At 72.9% G+C, this 19,485-nt stretch carries 16 protein-coding genes; 14 read left to right on the top strand and 2 right to left on the bottom strand.

Annotation, left to right across the window (positions count from 1 at the left end; translation table 11 throughout):
- Positions 1 to 215: 215 nt before the first annotated feature.
- The 10 genes from RM555_RS15095 to RM555_RS15050 all read left to right on the top strand — a co-directional run bounded on the left by RM555_RS15095 (position 216) and on the right by RM555_RS15050 (position 13,652).
- Positions 216 to 3,881 carry a nitrate reductase subunit alpha gene (locus RM555_RS15095; RefSeq protein WP_311412325.1) on the top strand — a complete coding sequence of 1,222 codons (3,666 nt, stop codon included), beginning with the start codon at positions 216 to 218 and terminating at the stop codon, positions 3,879 to 3,881.
- Positions 3,881 to 5,575 carry a nitrate reductase subunit beta gene (gene narH, locus RM555_RS15090; RefSeq protein ID WP_311412324.1) on the top strand — a complete coding sequence of 565 codons (1,695 nt, stop codon included), beginning with the start codon at positions 3,881 to 3,883 and terminating at the stop codon, positions 5,573 to 5,575. Before RM555_RS15095 ends, narH begins: the two co-directional genes overlap by 1 nt.
- Entirely contained in the window at positions 5,572 to 6,201 is a 630-nt protein-coding gene (narJ, locus tag RM555_RS15085; protein ID WP_311412323.1) for a nitrate reductase molybdenum cofactor assembly chaperone, read from the top strand. The genes narH and narJ overlap by 4 nt, the downstream gene beginning before the upstream one ends.
- Before the next feature lie 55 nt (positions 6,202 to 6,256).
- A complete protein-coding gene (gene narI / locus RM555_RS15080; RefSeq protein WP_311412322.1) occupies positions 6,257 to 7,018 on the top strand; it encodes a respiratory nitrate reductase subunit gamma in 762 nt (253 codons plus the stop codon).
- A gap of 36 nt (positions 7,019 to 7,054) precedes the next feature.
- Entirely contained in the window at positions 7,055 to 8,305 is a 1,251-nt protein-coding gene (locus RM555_RS15075; protein WP_311412321.1) for an MFS transporter, read from the top strand.
- Between the two features lie 332 nt (positions 8,306 to 8,637).
- Complete coding sequence (locus RM555_RS15070; protein ID WP_311412320.1) at positions 8,638 to 10,002, top strand: endo-1,4-beta-xylanase; 1,365 nt, start codon at positions 8,638 to 8,640, stop codon at positions 10,000 to 10,002.
- Positions 10,003 to 10,168: 166 nt separating this feature from the next.
- Positions 10,169 to 11,065, top strand: coding sequence for a helix-turn-helix domain-containing GNAT family N-acetyltransferase (locus RM555_RS15065; RefSeq protein WP_311412319.1), 897 nt, complete (start codon positions 10,169 to 10,171; stop codon positions 11,063 to 11,065).
- A gap of 163 nt (positions 11,066 to 11,228) precedes the next feature.
- Positions 11,229 to 12,572 (top strand): extracellular catalytic domain type 1 short-chain-length polyhydroxyalkanoate depolymerase, encoded by a 1,344-nt coding sequence (locus RM555_RS15060; protein WP_311412318.1) that lies wholly within the window; start codon positions 11,229 to 11,231, stop codon positions 12,570 to 12,572.
- Positions 12,573 to 12,671: 99 nt separating this feature from the next.
- The gene (locus RM555_RS15055) at positions 12,672 to 13,037 is read left to right on the top strand and encodes a hypothetical protein (protein ID WP_311412317.1); all 366 of its coding nucleotides are present in this window, start codon (positions 12,672 to 12,674) and stop codon (positions 13,035 to 13,037) included.
- A gap of 96 nt (positions 13,038 to 13,133) precedes the next feature.
- Positions 13,134 to 13,652 carry a hypothetical protein gene (locus RM555_RS15050; RefSeq protein ID WP_311412316.1) on the top strand — a complete coding sequence of 173 codons (519 nt, stop codon included), beginning with the start codon at positions 13,134 to 13,136 and terminating at the stop codon, positions 13,650 to 13,652.
- A 15-nt stretch (positions 13,653 to 13,667) separates the two neighbouring features.
- On the opposite strand, the gene RM555_RS15045 is transcribed toward RM555_RS15050, so the two are convergent.
- The gene (locus RM555_RS15045) at positions 13,668 to 14,900 is read right to left on the bottom strand and encodes an erythromycin esterase family protein (protein WP_311412315.1); all 1,233 of its coding nucleotides are present in this window, start codon (positions 14,898 to 14,900) and stop codon (positions 13,668 to 13,670) included.
- Between the two features lie 58 nt (positions 14,901 to 14,958).
- Between RM555_RS15045 and RM555_RS15040 the strand changes: the two genes are divergently transcribed.
- Positions 14,959 to 15,750, top strand: a complete 792-nt coding sequence (locus tag RM555_RS15040) for a TioE family transcriptional regulator (RefSeq protein ID WP_311412314.1) — start codon at positions 14,959 to 14,961, stop codon at positions 15,748 to 15,750.
- A gap of 28 nt (positions 15,751 to 15,778) precedes the next feature.
- Here the strand turns inward: RM555_RS15040 and RM555_RS15035 are convergent, their stop codons facing one another.
- Positions 15,779 to 16,213: a hypothetical protein gene (locus tag RM555_RS15035; protein WP_311412313.1), complete on the bottom strand. Its 435-nt coding sequence runs from the start codon at positions 16,211 to 16,213 to the stop codon at positions 15,779 to 15,781.
- A gap of 607 nt (positions 16,214 to 16,820) precedes the next feature.
- Here RM555_RS15035 and RM555_RS15030 point away from each other — a divergent pair.
- Genes RM555_RS15030 through RM555_RS15020 form a run of 3 tightly spaced genes read left to right on the top strand, consistent with a single transcriptional unit; the run spans position 16,821 to position 19,473 of the window.
- Positions 16,821 to 17,663 carry a CPBP family intramembrane glutamic endopeptidase gene (locus tag RM555_RS15030; RefSeq protein ID WP_311412312.1) on the top strand — a complete coding sequence of 281 codons (843 nt, stop codon included), beginning with the start codon at positions 16,821 to 16,823 and terminating at the stop codon, positions 17,661 to 17,663.
- The gene (locus RM555_RS15025) at positions 17,660 to 18,817 is read left to right on the top strand and encodes a sensor histidine kinase (protein WP_311412311.1); all 1,158 of its coding nucleotides are present in this window, start codon (positions 17,660 to 17,662) and stop codon (positions 18,815 to 18,817) included. The genes RM555_RS15030 and RM555_RS15025 overlap by 4 nt, the downstream gene beginning before the upstream one ends.
- The gene (locus RM555_RS15020) at positions 18,814 to 19,473 is read left to right on the top strand and encodes a response regulator transcription factor (RefSeq protein WP_311412310.1); all 660 of its coding nucleotides are present in this window, start codon (positions 18,814 to 18,816) and stop codon (positions 19,471 to 19,473) included. Before RM555_RS15025 ends, RM555_RS15020 begins: the two co-directional genes overlap by 4 nt.
- Positions 19,474 to 19,485 lie beyond the last annotated feature (12 nt).

Genomic DNA, 19,485 nt, shown 5'->3' with positions numbered 1-19,485 from the left:
CGGGGCCGTCACCGCCGCTGCGCGCGACGGGGACGCCGGCCGGTCCGGCGCGCGGGACCGGGCGCCGCCGGATGGCCCGATGATCTCGGGACCTTCGGCCCGGTCGCCCGGGGCGGGGGATCGCGACGATGGCTCCGGGCCCCGCCTTCGGTTGCGCTCCGGCGCATTCGCCGCGAATGTGGGGCTCACGGTGATCTACCGGAGGGATGGGCCTTATGTCACGAGCTACCGAGGGAGCCGGACGGGCGCTGCTGGCCGTGGGCGGTCTGGTGCGCCGGGCGGAGGTGTCCGCCGACGGCCGGACGCTGCACCAGATCGGCGGGCGGGAGGCGGACGCCTTCTACCGGGACCGCTCGTCCTACGACAAGGTGGTGCGGTCCACGCACGGGGTCAACTGCACCGGCTCGTGCTCATGGAAGGTGTACGTCAAGGACGGCATCATCACCTGGGAGCAGCAGCAGACCGACTACCCCAGCGTCGGTCCCGACCGGCCGGAGTACGAGCCGCGCGGCTGCCCCCGGGGCGCCGCCTTCTCCTGGTACACCTACTCCCCCACCCGGGTGCGGTACCCGTACGCCCGGGGTGTGCTGGTCGAGATGTACCGGGAGGCCAAGGGCCGCCTCGGCGACCCGGTGGCCGCGTGGGCGGACATCCAGGCCGACCCGGAGCGCCGCCGCCGCTACCAGAAGGCGCGCGGCAAGGGCGGCCTGGTGCGGATCGGCTGGGACGAGGCGCAGGAGATGATCGCCGCCGCCCACGTGCACACGATCGCCGAGTACGGCCCGGACCGCGTCGCCGGCTTCTCCCCGATCCCGGCGATGTCGATGGTGTCGCACGCTGTCGGCGCCCGCTTCGTGTCGCTGCTCGGCGGGTCGATGCTCTCCTTCTACGACTGGTACGCCGACCTGCCGGTGGCCTCCCCGCAGGTGTTCGGCGACCAGACCGACGTGCCCGAGTCCGGCGACTGGTGGGACGCCTCCTACTTCGTCATGTGGGGCTCCAACGTGCCGGTGACCCGCACCCCGGACGCGCACTGGATGGCGGAGGCGCGCTACCGGGGCCAGAAGGTCGTGGTGGTCAGCCCCGACTTCGCCGACAACGTCAAGTTCGCCGACGAGTGGATGCCCGCCCAGCCGGGCACCGACGGCGCCCTGGCGATGGCGATGGGGCACGTGATCCTCAAGGAGTTCTTCGTCGACCGGCGCACCCCGCGCTTCGTCGACTACGTGCGCCGCTTCACCGACCTGCCGTTCCTGGTGACGCTGGAGCCGGGCGCCGACGGCGCGTACCGGCCGGGCAGGTTCCTCACCGCCGAGGACCTGGGCGAGGCCGGGAAGGAGGCGGCCTTCCGGACGGTGCTCTGGGACTCGGCGACCGACGCGCCCGCCGTGCCGCGCGGCAGCCTCGGGCACCGCTGGGGCGAGCAGGACGGCCAGTGGAACCTCGACCTGGGCGACCTCGAACCGGCCCTGACCTGCCTCGGCGCCAGCGACGCGGTCGAGGTGGAGCTGCCCCGCTTCGACACCGACACCCCGCAGGTGCTGCGCCGCGGCGTGCCGACCCGGACCGTGCACGGTCATCTCGTGACCAGCGTGTTCGACCTGCTGCTGGCCCAGTACGGGGTGGCCCGCGACGGGCTGCCGGGGCAGTGGCCGGCGGGCTACGACGACGCCGCGTCGCCGTACACGCCGGCGTGGCAGGAGCCGATCACCGGGGTGCCGGCGGCACAGGTGGCCCGGGTGGCGCGCGAGTTCGCCGACAACGCGGAACGCTCCGGCGGCCGGTCGATGATCCTGCTGGGCGCGGGCACGAACCACTGGTTCCACTCCGACGCCACCTACCGGGCGATCCTGGCGCTGGTCACCCTCACCGGCTGCCAGGGCGTCAACGGCGGCGGCTGGGCGCACTACGTCGGGCAGGAGAAGTGCCGCCCGGCGACCGGCTGGGCGCAGCTCGCGTTCGGCCTGGACTGGGTCCGCCCGCCACGGCAGATGATCGGCACCGCCTTCTGGTACGTGCACACCGACCAGTGGCGCTACGACACCTACTCGGCCGACGTGGTCTCCTCCCCCACCGGCACGGGCGCCTTCGCCGGCAAGCACACCATGGACCTGCTGGCCCAGTCGGCGCGCCTGGGCTGGATGCCGTCGATGCCGACGTTCGACCGCAGCCCCCTCGACCTGGCCGACGAGGCCCTGGCCGCCCGCCCCGACGACCCGGGCGGCTGGGTGGCCGAGCAGCTCGGCGCGGGACGGTTGCGCTTCGCCTGCACCGACCCGGACGCGCCGGAGAACTGGCCGCGGGTGCTGACCGTGTGGCGGGCCAACCTGCTCGGCTCGTCGGCGAAGGGCAACGAGTACTTCCTGCGGCACCTGCTCGGCACCGACGCCAACCTGCGCGCCGACGAGGCGCCGCCGGAGCTGCGGCCGACGGACGTGACCTGGCGCAGGGAGGCGCCGGAGGGCAAGCTCGACCTGCTGCTGTCGCTGGACTTCCGGATGACCTCCACGACGCTCTTCTCCGACATCGTGCTGCCGGCCGCCACCTGGTACGAGAAGCACGACCTGAGCAGCACCGACATGCACCCCTTCGTGCACGCGTTCACCCCGGCGATCAACCCGCCGTGGCAGACCCGCACCGACTTCGACGCCTTCCACGGCATCGCCCGCGCGTTCTCGACGCTGGCGGCGGAGCACCTCGGCGTACGCAAGGATCTCGTCGCGGCGCCGCTGCTGCACGACACCCCGGACGCGATGGCGACCCCGCACGGCCGGGTGCGCGACTGGGCGGCCGAGGGCGAGACGCCGGTGCCCGGCCGCACGATGCCGAAGCTGCTGGTGGTCGAGCGCGACTACGGCGCGGTCGCCGACCAGCTGGCCGCGCTCGGCCCGCTGATGGACACCCTCGGCACGTCCGGCAAGGGCGTCTCCGTGGACGTGCGGCCGGAGGTGGCGTACCTGCGCCGCAAGAACGGCGAGGTGCGCGGCGGCGCGGCGGACGGGCGGCCGTCGCTGGCGACGGACGTGCACGCCTGCGAGGCGATCCTCGCCCTCTCCGGCACCACCAACGGCCGCGTCGCCACCGCCGGCTTCCGGGACGTGGAGAAGCGCACGGGCGTACGCCTGGCGGACCTGGCCGCCGAGCACGAGGGCAAGCAGATCACCTTCGCCGACACCCAGTCCCGCCCGGTGTCGGTGATCACGAGCCCGGAGTGGTCGGGCAGCGAGCACGGCGGCCGGCGCTACTCGCCGTTCACCATCAACACCGAGCGGCTCAAGCCGTGGCACACGCTCACCGGGCGGCAGCACTTCTTCCTCGACCACGACTGGATGCACGAGGCGGGCGAGGCGCTGCCGATCTTCCGCCCGCCGCTGGACATGCACCGTCTCTTCGGCGAGCCGAGGCTCGGCCGCAACGGGGAGCTGGAGATCACCGTCCGGTACCTCACGCCGCACTCGAAGTGGTCGATCCACTCCGAGTACCAGGACAACCTGCTGATGCTGACGCTGTCGCGAGGCGGGCCGACGATGTGGATGAGCGAGGCCGACGCCGCGAAGATCGGCGTACGGGACAACGAGTGGATCGAGGCGGTCAACCGCAACGGCGTCGTGGTCTGCCGGGCCGTGGTCAGCCACAAGATGCCCGAGGGGACGGTCTACATGTACCACGCCCAGGAACGGGTGATCGACGTGCCGAAGGCCGAGGTCAACGGCCGGCGCGGCGGCATCCACAACTCGCTGACCCGGCTGCTGGTCAAGCCCACGCACCTCATCGGCGGGTACGCCCAGTTGTCGTTCGCGTTCAACTATCTCGGGCCCACCGGCAACCAGCGCGACGAGGTCACCGTGATCCGCCGCCGTTCGCAGGAGGTGCAGTACTGATGCGCGTGATGGCCCAGATGGCGATGGTGATGAACCTCGACAAGTGCATCGGCTGCCACACCTGCTCAGTGACGTGCAAGCAGGCGTGGACCAACCGGTCCGGGGTCGAGTACGTCTGGTTCAACAACGTCGAGACCCGGCCCGGCCAGGGCTACCCGCGCACGTACGAGGACCAGCAGCGGTGGCAGGGCGGCTGGGTGCGGACCCGCTCGGGGAAGCTGAAGCCGCGCTCCGGCGGGCGGGTGAAGAAGATGTTCGGCATCTTCGCCAACCCGAAGCTGCCGTCGATGCAGGACTACTACGAGCCGTGGACGTACGACTACGAGCACCTGCTGACCGCGCCGGCGGGTGACGACACGCCCGTGGCCCGGCCGAAGTCCCTGCTCACCGGCCAGGACACGAAGATCACCTGGAGCGCCAACTGGGACGACTCGCTCGCCGGCGGCAATGAGATCGCCGCCGGCGACCCGGTGCTGGCGAAGGTCTCCGGCCAGGTGAAGCAGGAGTTCGAGAAGACGTTCATGTTCTTCCTGCCGCGCATCTGCGAGCACTGCCTCAACCCGTCCTGCGCGGCGTCCTGCCCGTCGGGGGCGATCTACAAGCGGGCCGAGGACGGCATCGTGCTGGTCGACCAGGACCGCTGCCGCGGCTGGCGGATGTGCGTGACCGGCTGCCCGTACAAGAAGGTCTACTTCAACCACCGCACCGGCAAGGCCGAGAAGTGCACGTTCTGCTTCCCGCGCATCGAGATCGGCCAGCCGACCATCTGCTCCGAGACGTGCGTGGGCCGGCTGCGCTACCTGGGGCTGATGCTCTACGACGTCGACCGGGTCGCCGAGGCCGCGGCCGTCAAGGACGAGGAGGACCTGTACGCCGCCCAGCGCTCGGTGTTCCTCGACCCGCACGACCCGGCCGTGGTCGAGGCCGCGCGGGCCGCCGGCATCCCCGACGACTGGATCGACGCCGCCCGGCGCTCCCCGATCTGGGACCTGATCATGAAGTACGAGGTGGCGTTGCCGCTGCACCCGGAGTACCGGACCATGCCGATGGTCTGGTACATCCCGCCGCTGTCGCCGGTGGCCGACGTGCTGCGCGAGACCGGCCACGACGCGGAGGACGCGGGCAACCTCTTCGGCGCGATCGACGCGCTGCGCATCCCGGTGGAGTACCTGGCCGAACTCTTCAGCGCCGGCGACCCCGCCCCGGTGCGCAAGGTACTCAACCGGCTGGCGGCCATGCGGTCGTACCAGCGCCGGATCAACCTCGGCGAGGAGCCCGACGAGTCGATCGCCGTCGCCGTGGGCATGACCGGCGAGCAGGTCGACGAGATGTACCGGCTGCTGGCCATCGCCAAGTACGAGCAGCGCTACGTCATCCCGGCGGCGCACGCCGAGGACGCGCACCGGCTGGAGAAGATCGCCACCGAGTGCAGCCTCGACTACGAGGGCGGTCCGGGCATGGGCGGCGGCGGCCCGTACGGGCAGGGGCCCTTCGGGGAGTCGTCGGGCACGCCGGTGCCCGTGCAGGTGGAGACCTTCCACATGCTGCGTGACCGGCAGACCGCGGACGGGTTCACCGATCCCGGCGACGAGCCGCGCCGGGTGAACCTGCTCAACTGGGACGGCAAGGGCACCCCGAGAGGGCTCTTCCCGCCCCGCCGTGACGACGCCGGGCAGGAGGGGGAGGGACGATGAGCGCACCCACCTGGCGGGCGGTCGCGGCGCGGGCCGCCTCGCTGCTGCTGCGCTACCCCGACGGCGAGGTCATGGCGGCGCTGCCGGTGCTGCGCGCCGCCCTCGACGAGCTGCCGGCGGCGGTCGCCGACCCGCTGCGCGAGGTGGTCGCGTACCGCGAGGGCACCGATCCCGGCCAGCTCCGGTCGACGTACGTCGAGCTGTTCGACTTCCGCCGCCGCTGCTGCCTGCACCTGACGTACTACACCTGCGGGGACACCCGCAAGCGCGGCGAGGCCCTCGTCGGCTTCACCGCCGCGTACAAGAGCGCCGGCCTGGAGGTGGTCGACGGCGAGCTGCCCGACTTCCTGCCCGCGGTGCTCGACCTGTCCGCCGCCGACGACGGCGGGTGGCGGCTGCTGCGCGACAACCGGGTCGGCCTCGACCTGCTGGTGGAGGCGCTGGGACGGGAGACGTCGGTGTACCGGCAGGCGGTCGCGGCCGTACGGGAGATGCTGCCGCCCGCCGGCCCGGCGGACCTCGCCGCCGCCGCCCGGCTGGCCCGCAGCGGCCCGCCGGTGGAGCAGGTCGGCCTGGAGCCGTTCGGGCTCGTCGACACCACGACCAGCCTGGGCGGCCGCCGGTGAGCGCGAGGAACGCAGCGCGGCGGAGCACCGCAGTCGCGAACGGAGGGCGAGACCGATGAACACGCTGCTGTGGGTCGTGTACCCGTACCTGTCCCTGGTGGTCCTGGTCGGTGGGCTGATCTGGCGCCACCGGTACGACAAGTTCGGCTGGACCACGCGCTCCTCGCAGCTCTACGAGAGCACGATCCTGCGGTGGGGCAGCCCGCTGTTCCACTTCGGGGTGCTCATGGTCCTGATCGGACACGTGGGCGGCCTGCTGATCCCCGAGTCGTGGACCGAGGCGGTCGGGATCACCGAGCACGGCTACCACCTGACGGCCGTGTTCATCGGCACGGTGGCCGGCTTCTGCACCCTGATCGGCCTGGGCATCCTCATCGCCCGCCGGCGGCTCACCGGCCCGGTCTTCGCCGCCACCACCCGCAACGACAAGGCGATGTACGTGGTGCTCGCCGGCGTGATCGTGCTCGGCCTGTGGGCCACCGTGCGGGCGAACGTGTCGGGGCCCGGCTACAACTACCGCGAGACGATCTCCCCGTGGTTCCGGTCGCTGTTCTACCTCAGCCCGGACCCGGAGATCATGGCCGGCGTGCCGGTGGCCTTCCAGATCCACATCCTGGCGGCGTTCGCCCTCTTCGCGTTCTGGCCGTTCACCCGGCTGGTGCACGCGTTCAGCGCGCCGGTCGGCTACGCCACCCGCCCGTACGTCGTCTACCGCAGTCGGGACGACCGGCCCGGGTTGCGGCCGGTCCGCCCCGGCTGGGAGGGCCCGCCGAAGCTGCCCACCCCGGGCGGGCGCCGCGACCGCTCGGGCCGATGAACGCGCCGACAGCAGGACGATTCGAGGAGGGCAGCGATGAGCACCGCCCGTGACGAACGGCCGACCGGCACCGCCCCGACCCCGGGTACGGCCGCGCCGGGGGCGTCGACGCCGGGCAGGTCCGGCGCCACGACCCAGCTCGTCCTGGCCACCCTCGGCTTCCTGGTGAACTTCTGGGGCTGGGCGCTGCTGGGGCCGCTGGGACCGGGCATCAAGGAGCGCCTCGACCTCAGCTTCACCGCGCAGTCGCTGCTGGTGGCCGTACCGGTGGTGGTCGGGTCGCTGGGCCGCATCCCGGTCGGCGCCCTCACCGACCGCTACGGCGCCCGGGTGGTCTTCCCGCTGGTCACGCTCGCCACGATCGTGCCGGTGCTGACCCTGAGCGTGGTCTCCTCCTACCCGGCGCTGATCGTGACGGGCTTCTTCCTCGGCATCGGCGGCACCGCCTTCGCCGTCGGCGTGCCGCTGGTCTCCGGCTGGTATCCGCCCGCGCGGCGCGGCTTCGCGATCGGCGTGTTCGGCATCGGCATGGGCGGCACGGCGATCGCCAACTTCACCACCGTCCGGCTCGCCGACGCCTACGGCGACCGGGCGCCGTTCCTGCTGGTGGCCGCGATCCTCGCCGGCTACGCGGTGCTGGCGTTCCTGCTGCTGCGCGACGCACCGGAGCGCGTCCGGCCGACCGGGTCGGCGTGGGCGCGTCTGGCCACGGTGGGCCGGCTGACCGTGACGTGGCAGTTGTGTTTCCTGTACGCGGTCGGCTTCGGCGGGTTCGTGGCCTTCAGCGTGTACCTGCCCGCGTACCTGGGCACCGCCTACGGCCTGGACGCCGCCGACGGCGCGTTGCGTACCGCCGGGTTCGTGGTCCTCGCCGTCCTGGCCCGCCCGCTGGGCGGCTGGCTCTCCGACCGGCTGCACCCGGTGCCGGTGCTGGTGTGGTGCTTCGCCGGGGTGGCCGCCTTCGCGGTCGTGCAGGCCTTCGAGCCCGCCCTGCTGCCCGTGGCGACCGTCGCGCTGCTCGGGATGGCGGTGCTGCTCGGCGCGTCCAGCGGGGCCGTGTTCGCCCTCGTGGGCAGGGTCGCCCCCGCCGACCAGGTGGGCGCGGTCACCGGGCTGGTCGGCGCCGCCGGCGGGCTCGGCGGCTTCGTCCCGCCGCTGGTGATGGGCTGGGTGTACGGCGTGCAGGGGTCGTACGCGATCGGTCTGATGCTGCTCTCCGACGTCGCGCTGGCCGCGGCGGTGTTCACGGCGGTCAAAATGGGCGGCCTGGCCAGGCGCGACCCCTGACGCGTTACGGAAGCATCCCGGAAAATCCGGCCGGCGGGCACTCATCCTGATCGTACGAAGATCAGCACGGGCGCCCGCCGTCCTCTTTGGTCGCTCGCTGACCTGCCTTCTGGTGCGATCGAGCCGATTCGGCGGACCCATCGGCTACCGAAACTTTTCCGGAAATTCTTGCTCGGCCGCGCGCCGCGCTGCCATACTCCACATCCATCAGGGTCGATGACGGCGGGTCCGCGGCCCGTGCGCCGCAGCCCGCCGGGCGGCCCTGATCCGGCACACCCCCACCACACCGGTCCGCCCTCCGACGGTGCGGACCGGCCCCGGAAGGAGCAGGAATGACCGAGAGGCACCCCCGGGACACCCGGTCGAGATCGCGTTCGCGGGCGCGCGCGGCCATCGTCGTCGCCGCCGTGGGACTGCTCGCGGCGACCGGCGCCACGGTCCTGCCCGGCGCGGCGAGCGCCGGGACCACGCTGGGCGCGTCGGCGGCGGAGCGCGGTCGGTACTTCGGCGCCGCCGTCGCCGCCAACAAGCTCAGCGACAACACCTACGTCACGATCCTTAACCGCGAGTTCAACTCGGTGACGCCCGAGAACGAGATGAAGATCGACGCCACCGAGCCGCAGCAGGGGCAGTTCACCTTCGGCAACGCGGACCGGATCGTCAGCCACGCCCGCAGCCGGGGCATGAGCGTGCGGGGCCACACCCTGGCCTGGCACTCGCAGCAGCCCGGCTGGATGCAGAACATGAGCGGCAGCGCGCTGCGCCAGGCGATGCTCAACCACGTCACCCAGGTGGCCACCCACTTCCGTGGTCAGGTCGTGGCGTGGGACGTGGTCAACGAGGCGTTCGCCGACGGCGGCAGCGGGGCCCGGCGCGACTCGAACCTCCAGCGCACCGGCAACGACTGGATCGAGGCGGCGTTCCGGGCCGCCCGGGCCGCCGACCCCGGCGCCAAGCTCTGCTACAACGACTACAACACCGACGACTGGAGCCACGCGAAGACCCAGGCCGTCTACGCGATGGTCCGCGACTTCAAGCAGCGCGGCGTGCCGATCGACTGCGTGGGCCTCCAGTCGCACTTCAACAGCGGCTCGCCCTACCCGGGCAACTACCGCACGACCCTGTCCAGCTTCGCCGCGCTCGGCGTCGACGTGCAGATCACCGAACTGGACATCGCGGGGGCCTCGGCCACCACGTACCGCAACGTGGTCAACGACTGCCTCGCGGTGGCCCGGTGCACGGGCATCACCGTCTGGGGCATCCGGGACAGCGACTCCTGGCGGGCCTCCGACACCCCGCTGCTGTTCGACAACGGCGGGAACCGCAAGCCCGCGTACGACGCGGTCCTCGCCGCCCTCAACAACGGCACACCCCCGCCGACCTCGCCGCCGCCGACGACCGGCCCGACCACCCCGCCGCCGGGCGGCAGCTGCACCGCCACCCTGCGCGACGGCACCCGGTGGGGCGACCGGTTCAACAGCGACGTCACGGTCAGCGGCGCCACCAACTGGACCGTCGTCGTCGCGGTGACGCCGCCGCAGAAGGTCTCCGCCACCTGGAACGGCACCCCGAGCTGGGACGGCAGCGGAAACGTCATGACGATGCGCTCCAACGGCAGCGGCAACGTCTTCGGGTTCACCACGATGGCCAACGGCAACTGGACGCGCCCACAGGTGCGCTCCTGCACCGCCTCCTGACCGTCGGGCGACCGGACGGCCCCGGGGACGGCGCCCACCGCGCCGCCCCGGGGCCGCCGGGTGACGGCCCGCGCCGGGTCGCCGGCGGTACGCGGGACGCGACCGCACCCCGCCGCCGGGGGCGGCGCTGGCGCGGACCGGGCATAGCTGACTAAGGTCAGGTTTCATGGAGACGGAGCTCATCGCCGCCGTGCGGCGGTTCAACCGGACGGTGACCCAGCGGGTGGGGGCGCTCGACGACGAGTACATGGCGCGCGCCCGTCCCCTCGCCCAGGCCCGCCTGCTGTGGGAGATCGGTCCCGGCGGCGCCGAGGTCGCGGCGCTCCGGTCCCGGCTCGGGCTGGACTCGGGGCACCTCAGCCGCCTCCTGCGCGCCCTGGAGGGCGACGGGCTCGTCACCGTCGGGCCGTCCGACCAGGTGGGCGGGGACGGGCGGGTCCGGGTCGCCACGCTCACCGCCGCCGGCCGCGCCGAGTGGACCGAGCTCGACGAGCGCTCCGACGACTTCGCCCGGTCGATCCTCGCCCCGCTGACCGGGCGACGCCGCGAGCGGCTCGTCGCGGCGATGGCCGAGGTGGAACGGCTGCTCGTCGCGTCGATGGTGCTGATCGAGCCCTGCCCGCCCGGCGACCCGCGGGCCCGCGCCTGCGTACGGGCCTACGCCCGGGAGGTGGCGCGGCGCTTCGACGGCGGGTTCGACCCGGCCCGCAGCAACCCGGTCCACGACGAGGAACTCGTCCCCCCGGCCGGCGTGTTCCTGCTCGCCAGCCTCAACACCGAGCCGGTCGGCTGCGGCGCGGTGAAGCTCCACCAGGGCGCGCCCGCCGAGATCAAGCGGGTCTGGGTGGCGGACTCCGTACGCGGGCTCGGGCTCGGGCGGCGGATGCTGAGCGAGCTGGAACGCCACGCCGCCGAGCGGGGGTGGAGCGCCGTCCGGCTGGACACGAACCGCAACCTCACCGAGGCGATCGCGATGTACCGGGCGGCCGGCTACCGCGAGATCGAGGCGTACAACGCCGAGCCGTACGCCCACCACTGGTTCGAGAAGCGCCTGACCCGGTGACGGCGCGAGCGGCGGAGCGGTCGGTCCCGCGCGGCCGGCACTTGCCGGACCCTCCGCATTAATAGATACTTGTCGATGTTCCTGAGCCGGACGTGATCGGGCAGCCGGGCAGCCCTCGATCGGAACCCCGCCCTGTCCACCGTCTGTGGAAGAGGAACCATCCATGAGGACCAGACTCCGAGTGCTGGGCGCCGCCCTGGCCGCCGCCGCGCTGACCGCGCTGGCGGCGGTGGCGGTCGCCCCGCCGGCGTCCGCCGCGACCCTGACCGAGGTGACGAGCTTCGGCCCCAACCCGAGCAACCTGCGCATGTACCTGTACGTGCCGGACTCCGTCGCGCCCCGGCCGGGGCTGCTGGTCGCGGTGCACTACTGCACCGGCACCGGCCCCGCGATGTATTCCAACACCCAGTACGCGGCGCTCGCCGACCGGTACGGCTACATCGTCGTCTACCCGTCGGTGACCCGCAGCAGCCAGTGCTTCGACGTCTCCTCCCCGCAGGCGCTGCGCCGCGACGGCGGCAGCGACCCGGTGGGCATCAGGTCGATGGTCGACCACGTCCGGCAGCGCTACGCCGTCGACCCCGACCGGATCTTCGCCACCGGCATCTCGTCCGGCGCCATGATGACCAACGTCCTGCTCGGGCTCTATCCCGACGTGTTCAGCGCCGGGGCGGCGTTCTCCGGGGTCCCCTTCGGCTGCTTCGCCACCACCAACGGCTCCGAGTGGAACAGCGAGTGCGCCAACGGCCAGGTCACCAGGACCGCGCAGGAGTGGGGAAACCTGGTCCGCAACGCCTATCCGGGCTACACCGGGCGCCGGCCCCGGATGCAGACGTGGCACGGGACCAACGACGAGGTGCTGCGCTACCCGAACTTCGGCGAGCAGATCAAGCAGTGGACCGACGTGCACGGGCTGAGCCAGACGCCGACGTACACCGACAGCCCGCAGGCCGGCTACACCCGCACCCGCTACGGCGGCAGCGGCGACCGGGCGCCGGTCGAGGCGATCAGCATGCAGGGGGTGTCGCACAACCTGCCGGTCGACGCCGCGCAGGCGATCCGCTTCTTCGGGCTCGACACCACCGCGCCGCCCACCACCCCGCCTCCGACCACCGCGCCTCCTACCACCCCGCCTCCCACGACGGCGCCGCCGACGACCCCGCCACCGTCCACTCCCCCGCCCTCGCCGGGCGCCTGCCGGGTGGGCTACACCGTCAACGCCTGGAACGCCGGCCTGACCGCCTCGGTCACCGTCACCAACACCGGCACCACGACGGTGAACGGCTGGTCGCTGGCCTTCACGCTGCCCGCCGGCCAGAGCATCAGCGGCGGCTGGAACGCGACGTACGCCCCGACCAGCGGCGCGGTGACCGCCCGCAACGTCTCCTACAACGCCACCATCGCGCCCGGCACGTCGGTCAGCGTCGGCTTCCAGGCCACCCACACCGGCGACACGGGACGGCCCGCCTCGTTCACCCTCAACGGCGCCACCTGCACGATCGCCTGAACCGGCCCGGGGCGGCGCCGGCGCCGGCGCCGCCCCGGACCGCAGGAGCCGGCGCGTGACGTACGGCGATTGCGGGGCCCCCGTTGTCATCCTCCCGCGATGCGATGGACGGTGGCCCGACGGAGCCTTGCCGTGCTGGCCGGCTGGTACGCGTTCGCCGTGCTCGCACCCGTGGCGGCGGCGACCTGGGTTCTCGGCCCGGAGTTCGTGGGGTCGGATCCGGAACGGACCGGCCCGGTGAAGCTGTGCACGGAGAAGACGCTGGCCTGCTATGGGCCCGGTCCCGACGTGTGGGACCTGTTGCGGCTCGGCGCACTGCCGCTCATGGGCAGCCTGGCGATCTCGCTGCTGGCGCACCGGTTCCTCGTCGGCCGGATCAGGTCGGCGACGGTCACGGGCACCCTGGCGGCGTTCACCGGCTGGCTCGGCTGCGCACTGCTGGCCTGCGGCCTCCCGTACCGCTGACAAGTGCCGGCTCCGGGCGGCCCCAGCGCGAAGGGGATCGGCCGTGCGCGCACCAGCGCGGACGTGACCTCCCACCCGGGCTGCTTGAATGAGTGCGTGACTGACTCGCACGTGGTGCAGCCCCTGAGCTTTGGATACTCGTTCGACGTGGGGGACGCGCGCCGGCTGCGGTTGCTCGATGAGCGCGGTGCCGAGCTCACGATCGTGGAGCCTCGCCGCGGCGCGGAGAAGGCGGCGTGGCCGCCCCGGTCACGAATGTCGGCCTTCCAGGCCGACACCGTCGCGGTCACGCTCACCACCGGTGAACGGTTCGAGTTCGTCAACGGCAGGAGCGCGCCCTGCCGCCGACGCAATGCCGGCACCACGTGGACGCTCCGGGGACGCCGGTACGAGGTCGTCCACACGAGCTCACGCCGGGCGCAGCTCCGCCGGGACGGGGTGCTCCTCGCCTCAGCGCGTTCCTCCTCCCGCCGGTACGGCCCCGTCCGCACCACCCTCGAAGCGGAGTGCGACGTCGCGGACCGGATCGGGGTCGTGCTCCTCGAACAGGTCGTCCGCCCCGGCCGGCCGATGGCCTTCTTCGCCGCTCTCGACATGCTGGCGATGTCCGGGTGAGGCCGATGGCCGTCGTCACCCGTCCAGCGCACCGTTGCGAGGAGCCTGGCCCCGCCGGGCGTCCCTGACGAACAGGATCCCGTCGGTGCCGGCCACGTGGGCCGGGTCGAGCGGGGAGTATCCGAACCAGGACGACACCCGGGCGACGGGCGTCCTGTCGGCGAGGGCGGTGGCCAGTCGGCGGGCGTCGACGAGGTGACGCTCCCCGGGCAGCGCGTACAGCAGCCCTTCGACGGTGTCCGGCGGCGGGGTGTCGACCCCCTGGTGGCGGATCGTGCCGATGGCGGTGGCGAGGAAGGCGTACTCCTCGCCCAGGTGCGCGTCGACGATCGCGCCGGCGCTCCACCACTCCACCGGCACGCCGCCCATCCGCATGCTGCTCCTGTTGCGCTGGAGGTGGCCGTTGTGGGCGTTCACCAGTGCCGGCCCTCGTGCGGCGATGGCGAGCAGGTTGGCGGCCATCATCGAGTCCCGTACGCCGAGCAGCCGCGCCATGCGGCTCGGTGACGGGTCGGCCATCGCGTGGTGGTAGCGCAGCAGGCCGACGGCGGTACGCCCGTACAGGCGTGCCCGGTGCCAGTCCTCCCGGGTGGACGCCGCGATCAGGTGTGGCGTCTGCGCGTCGAGCAGGGCCACCAGCTCGTCGGCGAGCAGCCGCAGCCGGCCGGCGTCGGGCGTCCGCCCCACGGACCGGGACGGGTCCGTCATCGCGGCGGGATCGGTCCACCGGTCGTCGGCGCCGAGCAGGCGGTCGAGCGTCTCCGCCGCGCAGGGAAGCAGGTCGGCGTCGACCCGGGCGGCGAGGTAGGCGTGGAGCGCGGCGAGGGCCTGCCGGGGGCTCGCGGCACCGGTGATCTCCAGCGGGCCGTCGAACCCGGCGAACCGCACCTGCTCCGCCGGGGGCCGCCCGTCGTTGTACGCGCGCATCCAGCGCACCAGCTCGCGGTTGGCGGCGAAGGCGCCCCACCCGTGGCTGAACCCGCGCTCCATGACGTCGTCGAGGTTGCCGGTGCCCGAGGTGACGTGGTCGTCCACGACCAGCCCCGTCACGCAGTCGCTCTCGATCGCGATCGTCCGGTAACGCTCCCGCTCGACGAGTTGCCGGAAGAGCTCGTTGCGCAGGTCGAGCAGGGCGTCCTCGCCGTGGGTGGGCTCGCCCAGGGCGAGCAGTCGCGGCCTGCCCGGGAGCAATCCCATGACGGCAGCGGGGTCGACGGCACGGGTGGCGTCTGCGATACCAGCAGTCATGCCCTCAACGGTATCGTTGAACCGACCGTGCAAACTTCTCCTCGATGTCAGCAGAGTGATGACGCCAAACCCTCAAAGCAGTGGCAGGCTCAGGCCGGTCGACCTGGCGCGCGCGCACGGGCTGTCGACGCAGGCGGTCAGGAACTACGAGGCGGCCGGCATCCTTCCGGCTGCGGACCGCACCCCGCACGGCTACCGCACCTACACGGCGCTGCACGCGCAGGCACTGCGCGCGTTCCTCGCCCTCGTGCCCGCACACGGGCATGCGACGGCCACGGCGATCATGCAGGCGGTCAACCGGGGCGCGACCGAGGACGCCCTCCGGCTCGTCGACGAGAGTCACGCGCAGCTCCTCGACGACCGCCGCACCCTCCAGGCCGCCGAAGCCGCTGTCGGTGACCTCGATCCGGTGCCGCAGGGACGGAGCACCACGTTCGTCGGCCCCCTGTCGAGAAGGCTCGGCGTCCGCCCGGCCACCCTGCGGAAGTGGGAACGCGCGGGCGTGCTCCAGCCGCGCCGCGACCCGCAGACGGGCTACCGGGTCTACAGCGCCGCCGACGTGCGCGACGCCCGGCTGGCCCACCAGCTCAGACGGGGCGGCTACCTGCTGGCGCAGATCGCCCCGCTGATCGCCCAGGTCCGCTCCGCCGGAGGCGTCGCGCCGCTCGGGTCGATGCTGCGCGACTGGCGCGCCCGCCTCGCCGCCAGGAGCCGCGCCATGCTGACCGGCGCCGCCGCCCTGGACGCCTATCTCGGCTGCCGACCGGTCCCGCCCGACGACGGGCCGAGCGCCCCCGGCACCGCCGCACCGGCCACGGATCCGGTCCAGCCTCCGGGCGGCTCCCGCTGATCGTCACCCGAGCGGGCGTCGCCGGCACTCAGGCGGGGTCACCCGCTGCCCGGTCACCTGGCCGTACGAGCAGTTGCCAGTAGTCGCCCGCTCGGTCGTGAGCCGTGAGCCATCGCCGGAGCGCTTCCAGCGACGCCCGGTGGGACGCCGAACTGACCTCGTACCACCTGTGCAGCAGCAGCTCGTGGATCCGGACAGCCTGTGCGGCGTGTTCGAGCACCAGGCCGTCCACGGCGCGGACGACGGCCACCTCCTCGGCCCGTCCCCGCAGCAACGCGGTGCAGTCGATGTCCGTGGCGACCTGGATCCCGTCGCCGGCGGCGAGGACGGAGAACTCGACGGTCCGGTCCCGCCCGCCCACCTCGACCGTTTGGGCGAAGACGAGGACGTCGTCGCCCGGGGGCACGAGCATGCCCCCGGCGGCCACCCCGGGTGGGACCACGTAGTGCACCCAGAACGTCATGCGCAGATGCTAGCCATCCTCGTAGCCCGGTCCCGGGGCGCGCCGACCTGACCGGGTTGGGATCGACTTCGGCACCGTCGGCGGTGGTCGGGACGGGGTGCCCGTCATCGGCGCCGCAGCCGGATCGCGTCAGGCGGATCCGGTCCGGGAACATCCGGTCGTAGCCCAACGCGTGGTCCGCGCGCACCGCCGCCAGGTAGCCGATCGTGTCGCCCCAGAGGACGCGGAGCACCTGCCGCCGTGCCGCGCCCACCTCGGCCGGTTCCTCGCCGTCGAGCCGGGGCACGTCGGCGTGGACGCGCTGGAACCACGCCATGCGGGAGCCGGCGGGTTCGGGGACCGCCACCGAGTGCAGCAGCGAGGCGAAGATGTCGCGGAACGGCGGCGCCTGCGTACTTCTGAAAAGGCCCTAGGTCCCACGGCCGAACGGGGCGCGGCGAGCGGCGGATCTGCCATGTCCGACCGGGTGGCCGGGCTCCGGAGGGGGTCTTGTCCCCCGTGCGAGCTACCCGCAAGTGTCCACCGCACGGGGACGATTGTGGCGACGGAACTCCATAGGTTTCTTCGTGTCCGCGGCGCTCCGGTCGCGGTCTGCGAAGGAGTCACCATGCGCTTCGTCAAACAGCTTCTCGCCGTCGCCGTCGCCGCCGTCGCCCTCGTCGGCGGGCAGAGCGTCGCCGCCGTCGAGGGCAGCTTCCTCCTCACCTTGGTGATCGGCGCTGTGACGGCGGTGCTGGGCGTGGTCGTCTACCGGTGGGTCGTGCGGCGCACCGAGCGCCGTGAGCCGACCGAGCTCGGCCAGGACGGTTGGGGCGGGAAGCTGGGCCGCGGGACGTTCATCGGCCTCGCCATGTTCGCGGCCGTCATCGCCAACATCGCGTTCCTCGGCGGTTACCACGTCGAGGGCTGGGGTTCGCCGACGCGAGCGCTGGGTCTGCTCGGGCTCATGGCGGCCATAGCGATCACGGAGGAGCTGCTGTTCCGGGGGGTGCTGTTCCGCATCATCGAGGAGCGTACGGGCACCTGGATCGCTCTCGTCCTGACCGGCGTGGTGTTCGGCGCGTTCCACCTGGTGAACCCGGACGCCACCCTGTGGGGGGCGACCGCCATCGCCATCGAGGCCGGGTTCATGCTGGCCGCCTGTTACGCCGCCACCCGGAACCTGTGGGTCCCGATCGGCCTGCACTTCGGCTGGAACTTCGCCGCCGGCGGCATCTTCAGCGTCGTGGTCTCGGGCAACGGCGAGTCGAAGGGGCTGCTCGAGGCCTCGACGTCGGGGCCGGTCGCGCTCAGCGGCGGCGCTTTCGGGCCGGAGGGCAGCCTGTATGCGGTGCTGGCCGGTGCGGTGTTGACGGTGGTGTTCCTGTGGCTGGCCAAGCGCCGCGGGCACATCGTCCCGCGCCGCCACCGCACAGCGCAGGCCCCGGCAACCGCTACAGTCACCCCGTGATCAGGCTCCGGAGGCTCCCGGATCTGTGGCAGCAGTGGCCGGTCACGGTCCGGGACCTCCCGTTCGCCCTAGCCCTCGCCCTCGCGGCGGTGGTCCCGGCCCTGGAGCGGCAGGGTACGCAGCTCGGCGACCTCCCGGACCGCCCGTACGACGCGCTGACCGTTGGTGTCGTCGCCCTGGAGTGCCTGCCGCTGGCCGTACGCCGTCGGTGGCCGGCCGTCTGCCTCGCGCTGGTGTCGCTCGGCTTCGCGCTCGACCAGCTCCGCGGTTACCACACCGTCGCGGGTACGGGACTGGCCATCGCGCTCATCAGCGCCGGCGCCCACCTGGAACGGCGCCGCCGGGTCGTCGCGGGTCTCGCCTCGGCGGCGTACGTGCCCCTGGCGATCTCCCTCGACCGGCTCGGATCGGATGAGGGCGTCGCGGGGTTCACCACCTTCTACCTGTTGCTGGCGCTCGCGTGGGGCATCGGGGCGTGGCTGCGCCAGAACCGGTCCGCCGAAGCGGAACGCCGCCGCCATGTCGAGGAGGCCACCCGTACCGCGGAGCGCACGCGCATCGCCCGGGAGTTGCACGACGTCGTCACCCACCACGTGACGGCGATGGTCGTGCAGGCCGAGGCGGCGCGCTACCTGACGGGCGCCCCGGACAAGCTGGACCAGGCCTTGACCGCGATCACCGGCACCGGCCGCCGGGCCGTCGGCGACCTGCGGCAGCTGCTCGACCTGCTCAACCCGGATCACCGCACAGGCGATCCCCGTACGCCGTCCGTCGGCGACCTGGACGCCCTCGTCGACCATTCCCGGCAGGCCGGGCAGCCGGTCGAGTTCGTCCGGGAGGGCACGTCGGTGGCGGCCACCCGCAGCGCCGAGGAGGCGGCGTACCGGGTGGTGCAGGAGGCGCTGACGAACGCGCTGAAGTACGCGCACGGCAGCCGGACCAGGGTTCGCGTCCAGCACGGGGAGGGAGAGACGACCGTGGAGATCAGCACCGACGGCTCCGGATCCGGCAGCGCGTCACCGGGCGGCAGCGGGCGCGGCCTCACCGGGCTCCGCGAGCGGGTCACCGCCCTTGGTGGCGACTTCAGCGCGGGCGCGCAGACCGGTGGCGGCTTCCTCGTGCGGGCCCGGATCCCGGCTGGAGACCCGTCGTGACCGCGCCGGTCCGGGTGCTGGTCTGCGACGACCAGCAGCTGATCCGCGCTGGATTCGCGACGATCATCGACGCCCAGCCCGACATGGAGATCGTCGGCGAGTGCGGCGACGGGCGCGCGGCGGTCGACCTGGCCGTTCGGCTCCGGCCGGACGTGGTGGTGATGGACGTCCGGATGCCGGTGCTCGACGGCATCGAGGCGACCCGCCTGCTGGCCGGTGCCGGGGTCCCCGAGCCGGTGAAGGTTCTCGTGGTGACGACGTTCAACCTCGACGAGTACGTCTACGAGGCACTGCGTGCGGGCGCCAGCGGCTTCCTGCTCAAGGACGCACCACCGGCGCAGCTGCTCCACGGCATCCGCACGGTGGCGACGGGCGCCGCGCTGCTGGCCCCGGAGGTGACCCGGCAGCTGGTGGGCAGGTACGCGGCCCGCATCCGCCCGGCCGAGGGCGACCCGAACCGCGGCGCGCTGACCCCGCGCGAGCTGGAGGTGCTCCGGCTCATCGCGGAGGGCCTATCCAACAGCGAGATCGCCGCGGCCCTGGTGATCAGCCAGGAGACGGTCAAGACGTACGTGTCCCGCATCCTCACCAAGCTCGACCTGCGCGACCGGGTGCAGGCCGTGGTGTACGCGTACCGCCGGGGCCTGGTGACCTGAGGCGGCCCGCTA

The sequence above is a fragment of the Micromonospora reichwaldensis genome, from assembly GCF_031845925.1.
Classification (GTDB): domain Bacteria; phylum Actinomycetota; class Actinomycetes; order Mycobacteriales; family Micromonosporaceae; genus Micromonospora; species Micromonospora reichwaldensis.
This window is presented reverse-complemented; position numbering and strand designations above follow the sequence as displayed.

What these genes read in the sequence shown, in the direction of transcription:
- RM555_RS15055 (WP_311412317.1), top strand. Translation starts at nt 12,672, where the DNA reads ATGCGATGGACGGTGGCCCGACGGAGCCTTGCCGTGCTGGCCGGCTGG.
- RM555_RS15030 (WP_311412312.1), top strand. Translation starts at nt 16,821, where the DNA reads ATGCGCTTCGTCAAACAGCTTCTCGCCGTCGCCGTCGCCGCCGTCGCC.
- RM555_RS15060 (WP_311412318.1), top strand. Translation starts at nt 11,229, where the DNA reads ATGAGGACCAGACTCCGAGTGCTGGGCGCCGCCCTGGCCGCCGCCGCG.
- RM555_RS15075 (WP_311412321.1), top strand. Translation starts at nt 7,055, where the DNA reads ATGAGCACCGCCCGTGACGAACGGCCGACCGGCACCGCCCCGACCCCG.
- narH (WP_311412324.1), top strand. Translation starts at nt 3,881, where the DNA reads ATGCGCGTGATGGCCCAGATGGCGATGGTGATGAACCTCGACAAGTGC.
- RM555_RS15070 (WP_311412320.1), top strand. Translation starts at nt 8,638, where the DNA reads ATGACCGAGAGGCACCCCCGGGACACCCGGTCGAGATCGCGTTCGCGG.
- RM555_RS15095 (WP_311412325.1), top strand. Translation starts at nt 216, where the DNA reads ATGTCACGAGCTACCGAGGGAGCCGGACGGGCGCTGCTGGCCGTGGGC.
- RM555_RS15035 (WP_311412313.1), bottom strand. Translation starts at nt 16,213, where the DNA reads ATGACGTTCTGGGTGCACTACGTGGTCCCACCCGGGGTGGCCGCCGGG.
- narJ (WP_311412323.1), top strand. Translation starts at nt 5,572, where the DNA reads ATGAGCGCACCCACCTGGCGGGCGGTCGCGGCGCGGGCCGCCTCGCTG.
- narI (WP_311412322.1), top strand. Translation starts at nt 6,257, where the DNA reads ATGAACACGCTGCTGTGGGTCGTGTACCCGTACCTGTCCCTGGTGGTC.
- RM555_RS15045 (WP_311412315.1), bottom strand. Translation starts at nt 14,900, where the DNA reads ATGACTGCTGGTATCGCAGACGCCACCCGTGCCGTCGACCCCGCTGCC.
- RM555_RS15065 (WP_311412319.1), top strand. Translation starts at nt 10,169, where the DNA reads ATGGAGACGGAGCTCATCGCCGCCGTGCGGCGGTTCAACCGGACGGTG.
- RM555_RS15040 (WP_311412314.1), top strand. Translation starts at nt 14,959, where the DNA reads ATGACGCCAAACCCTCAAAGCAGTGGCAGGCTCAGGCCGGTCGACCTG.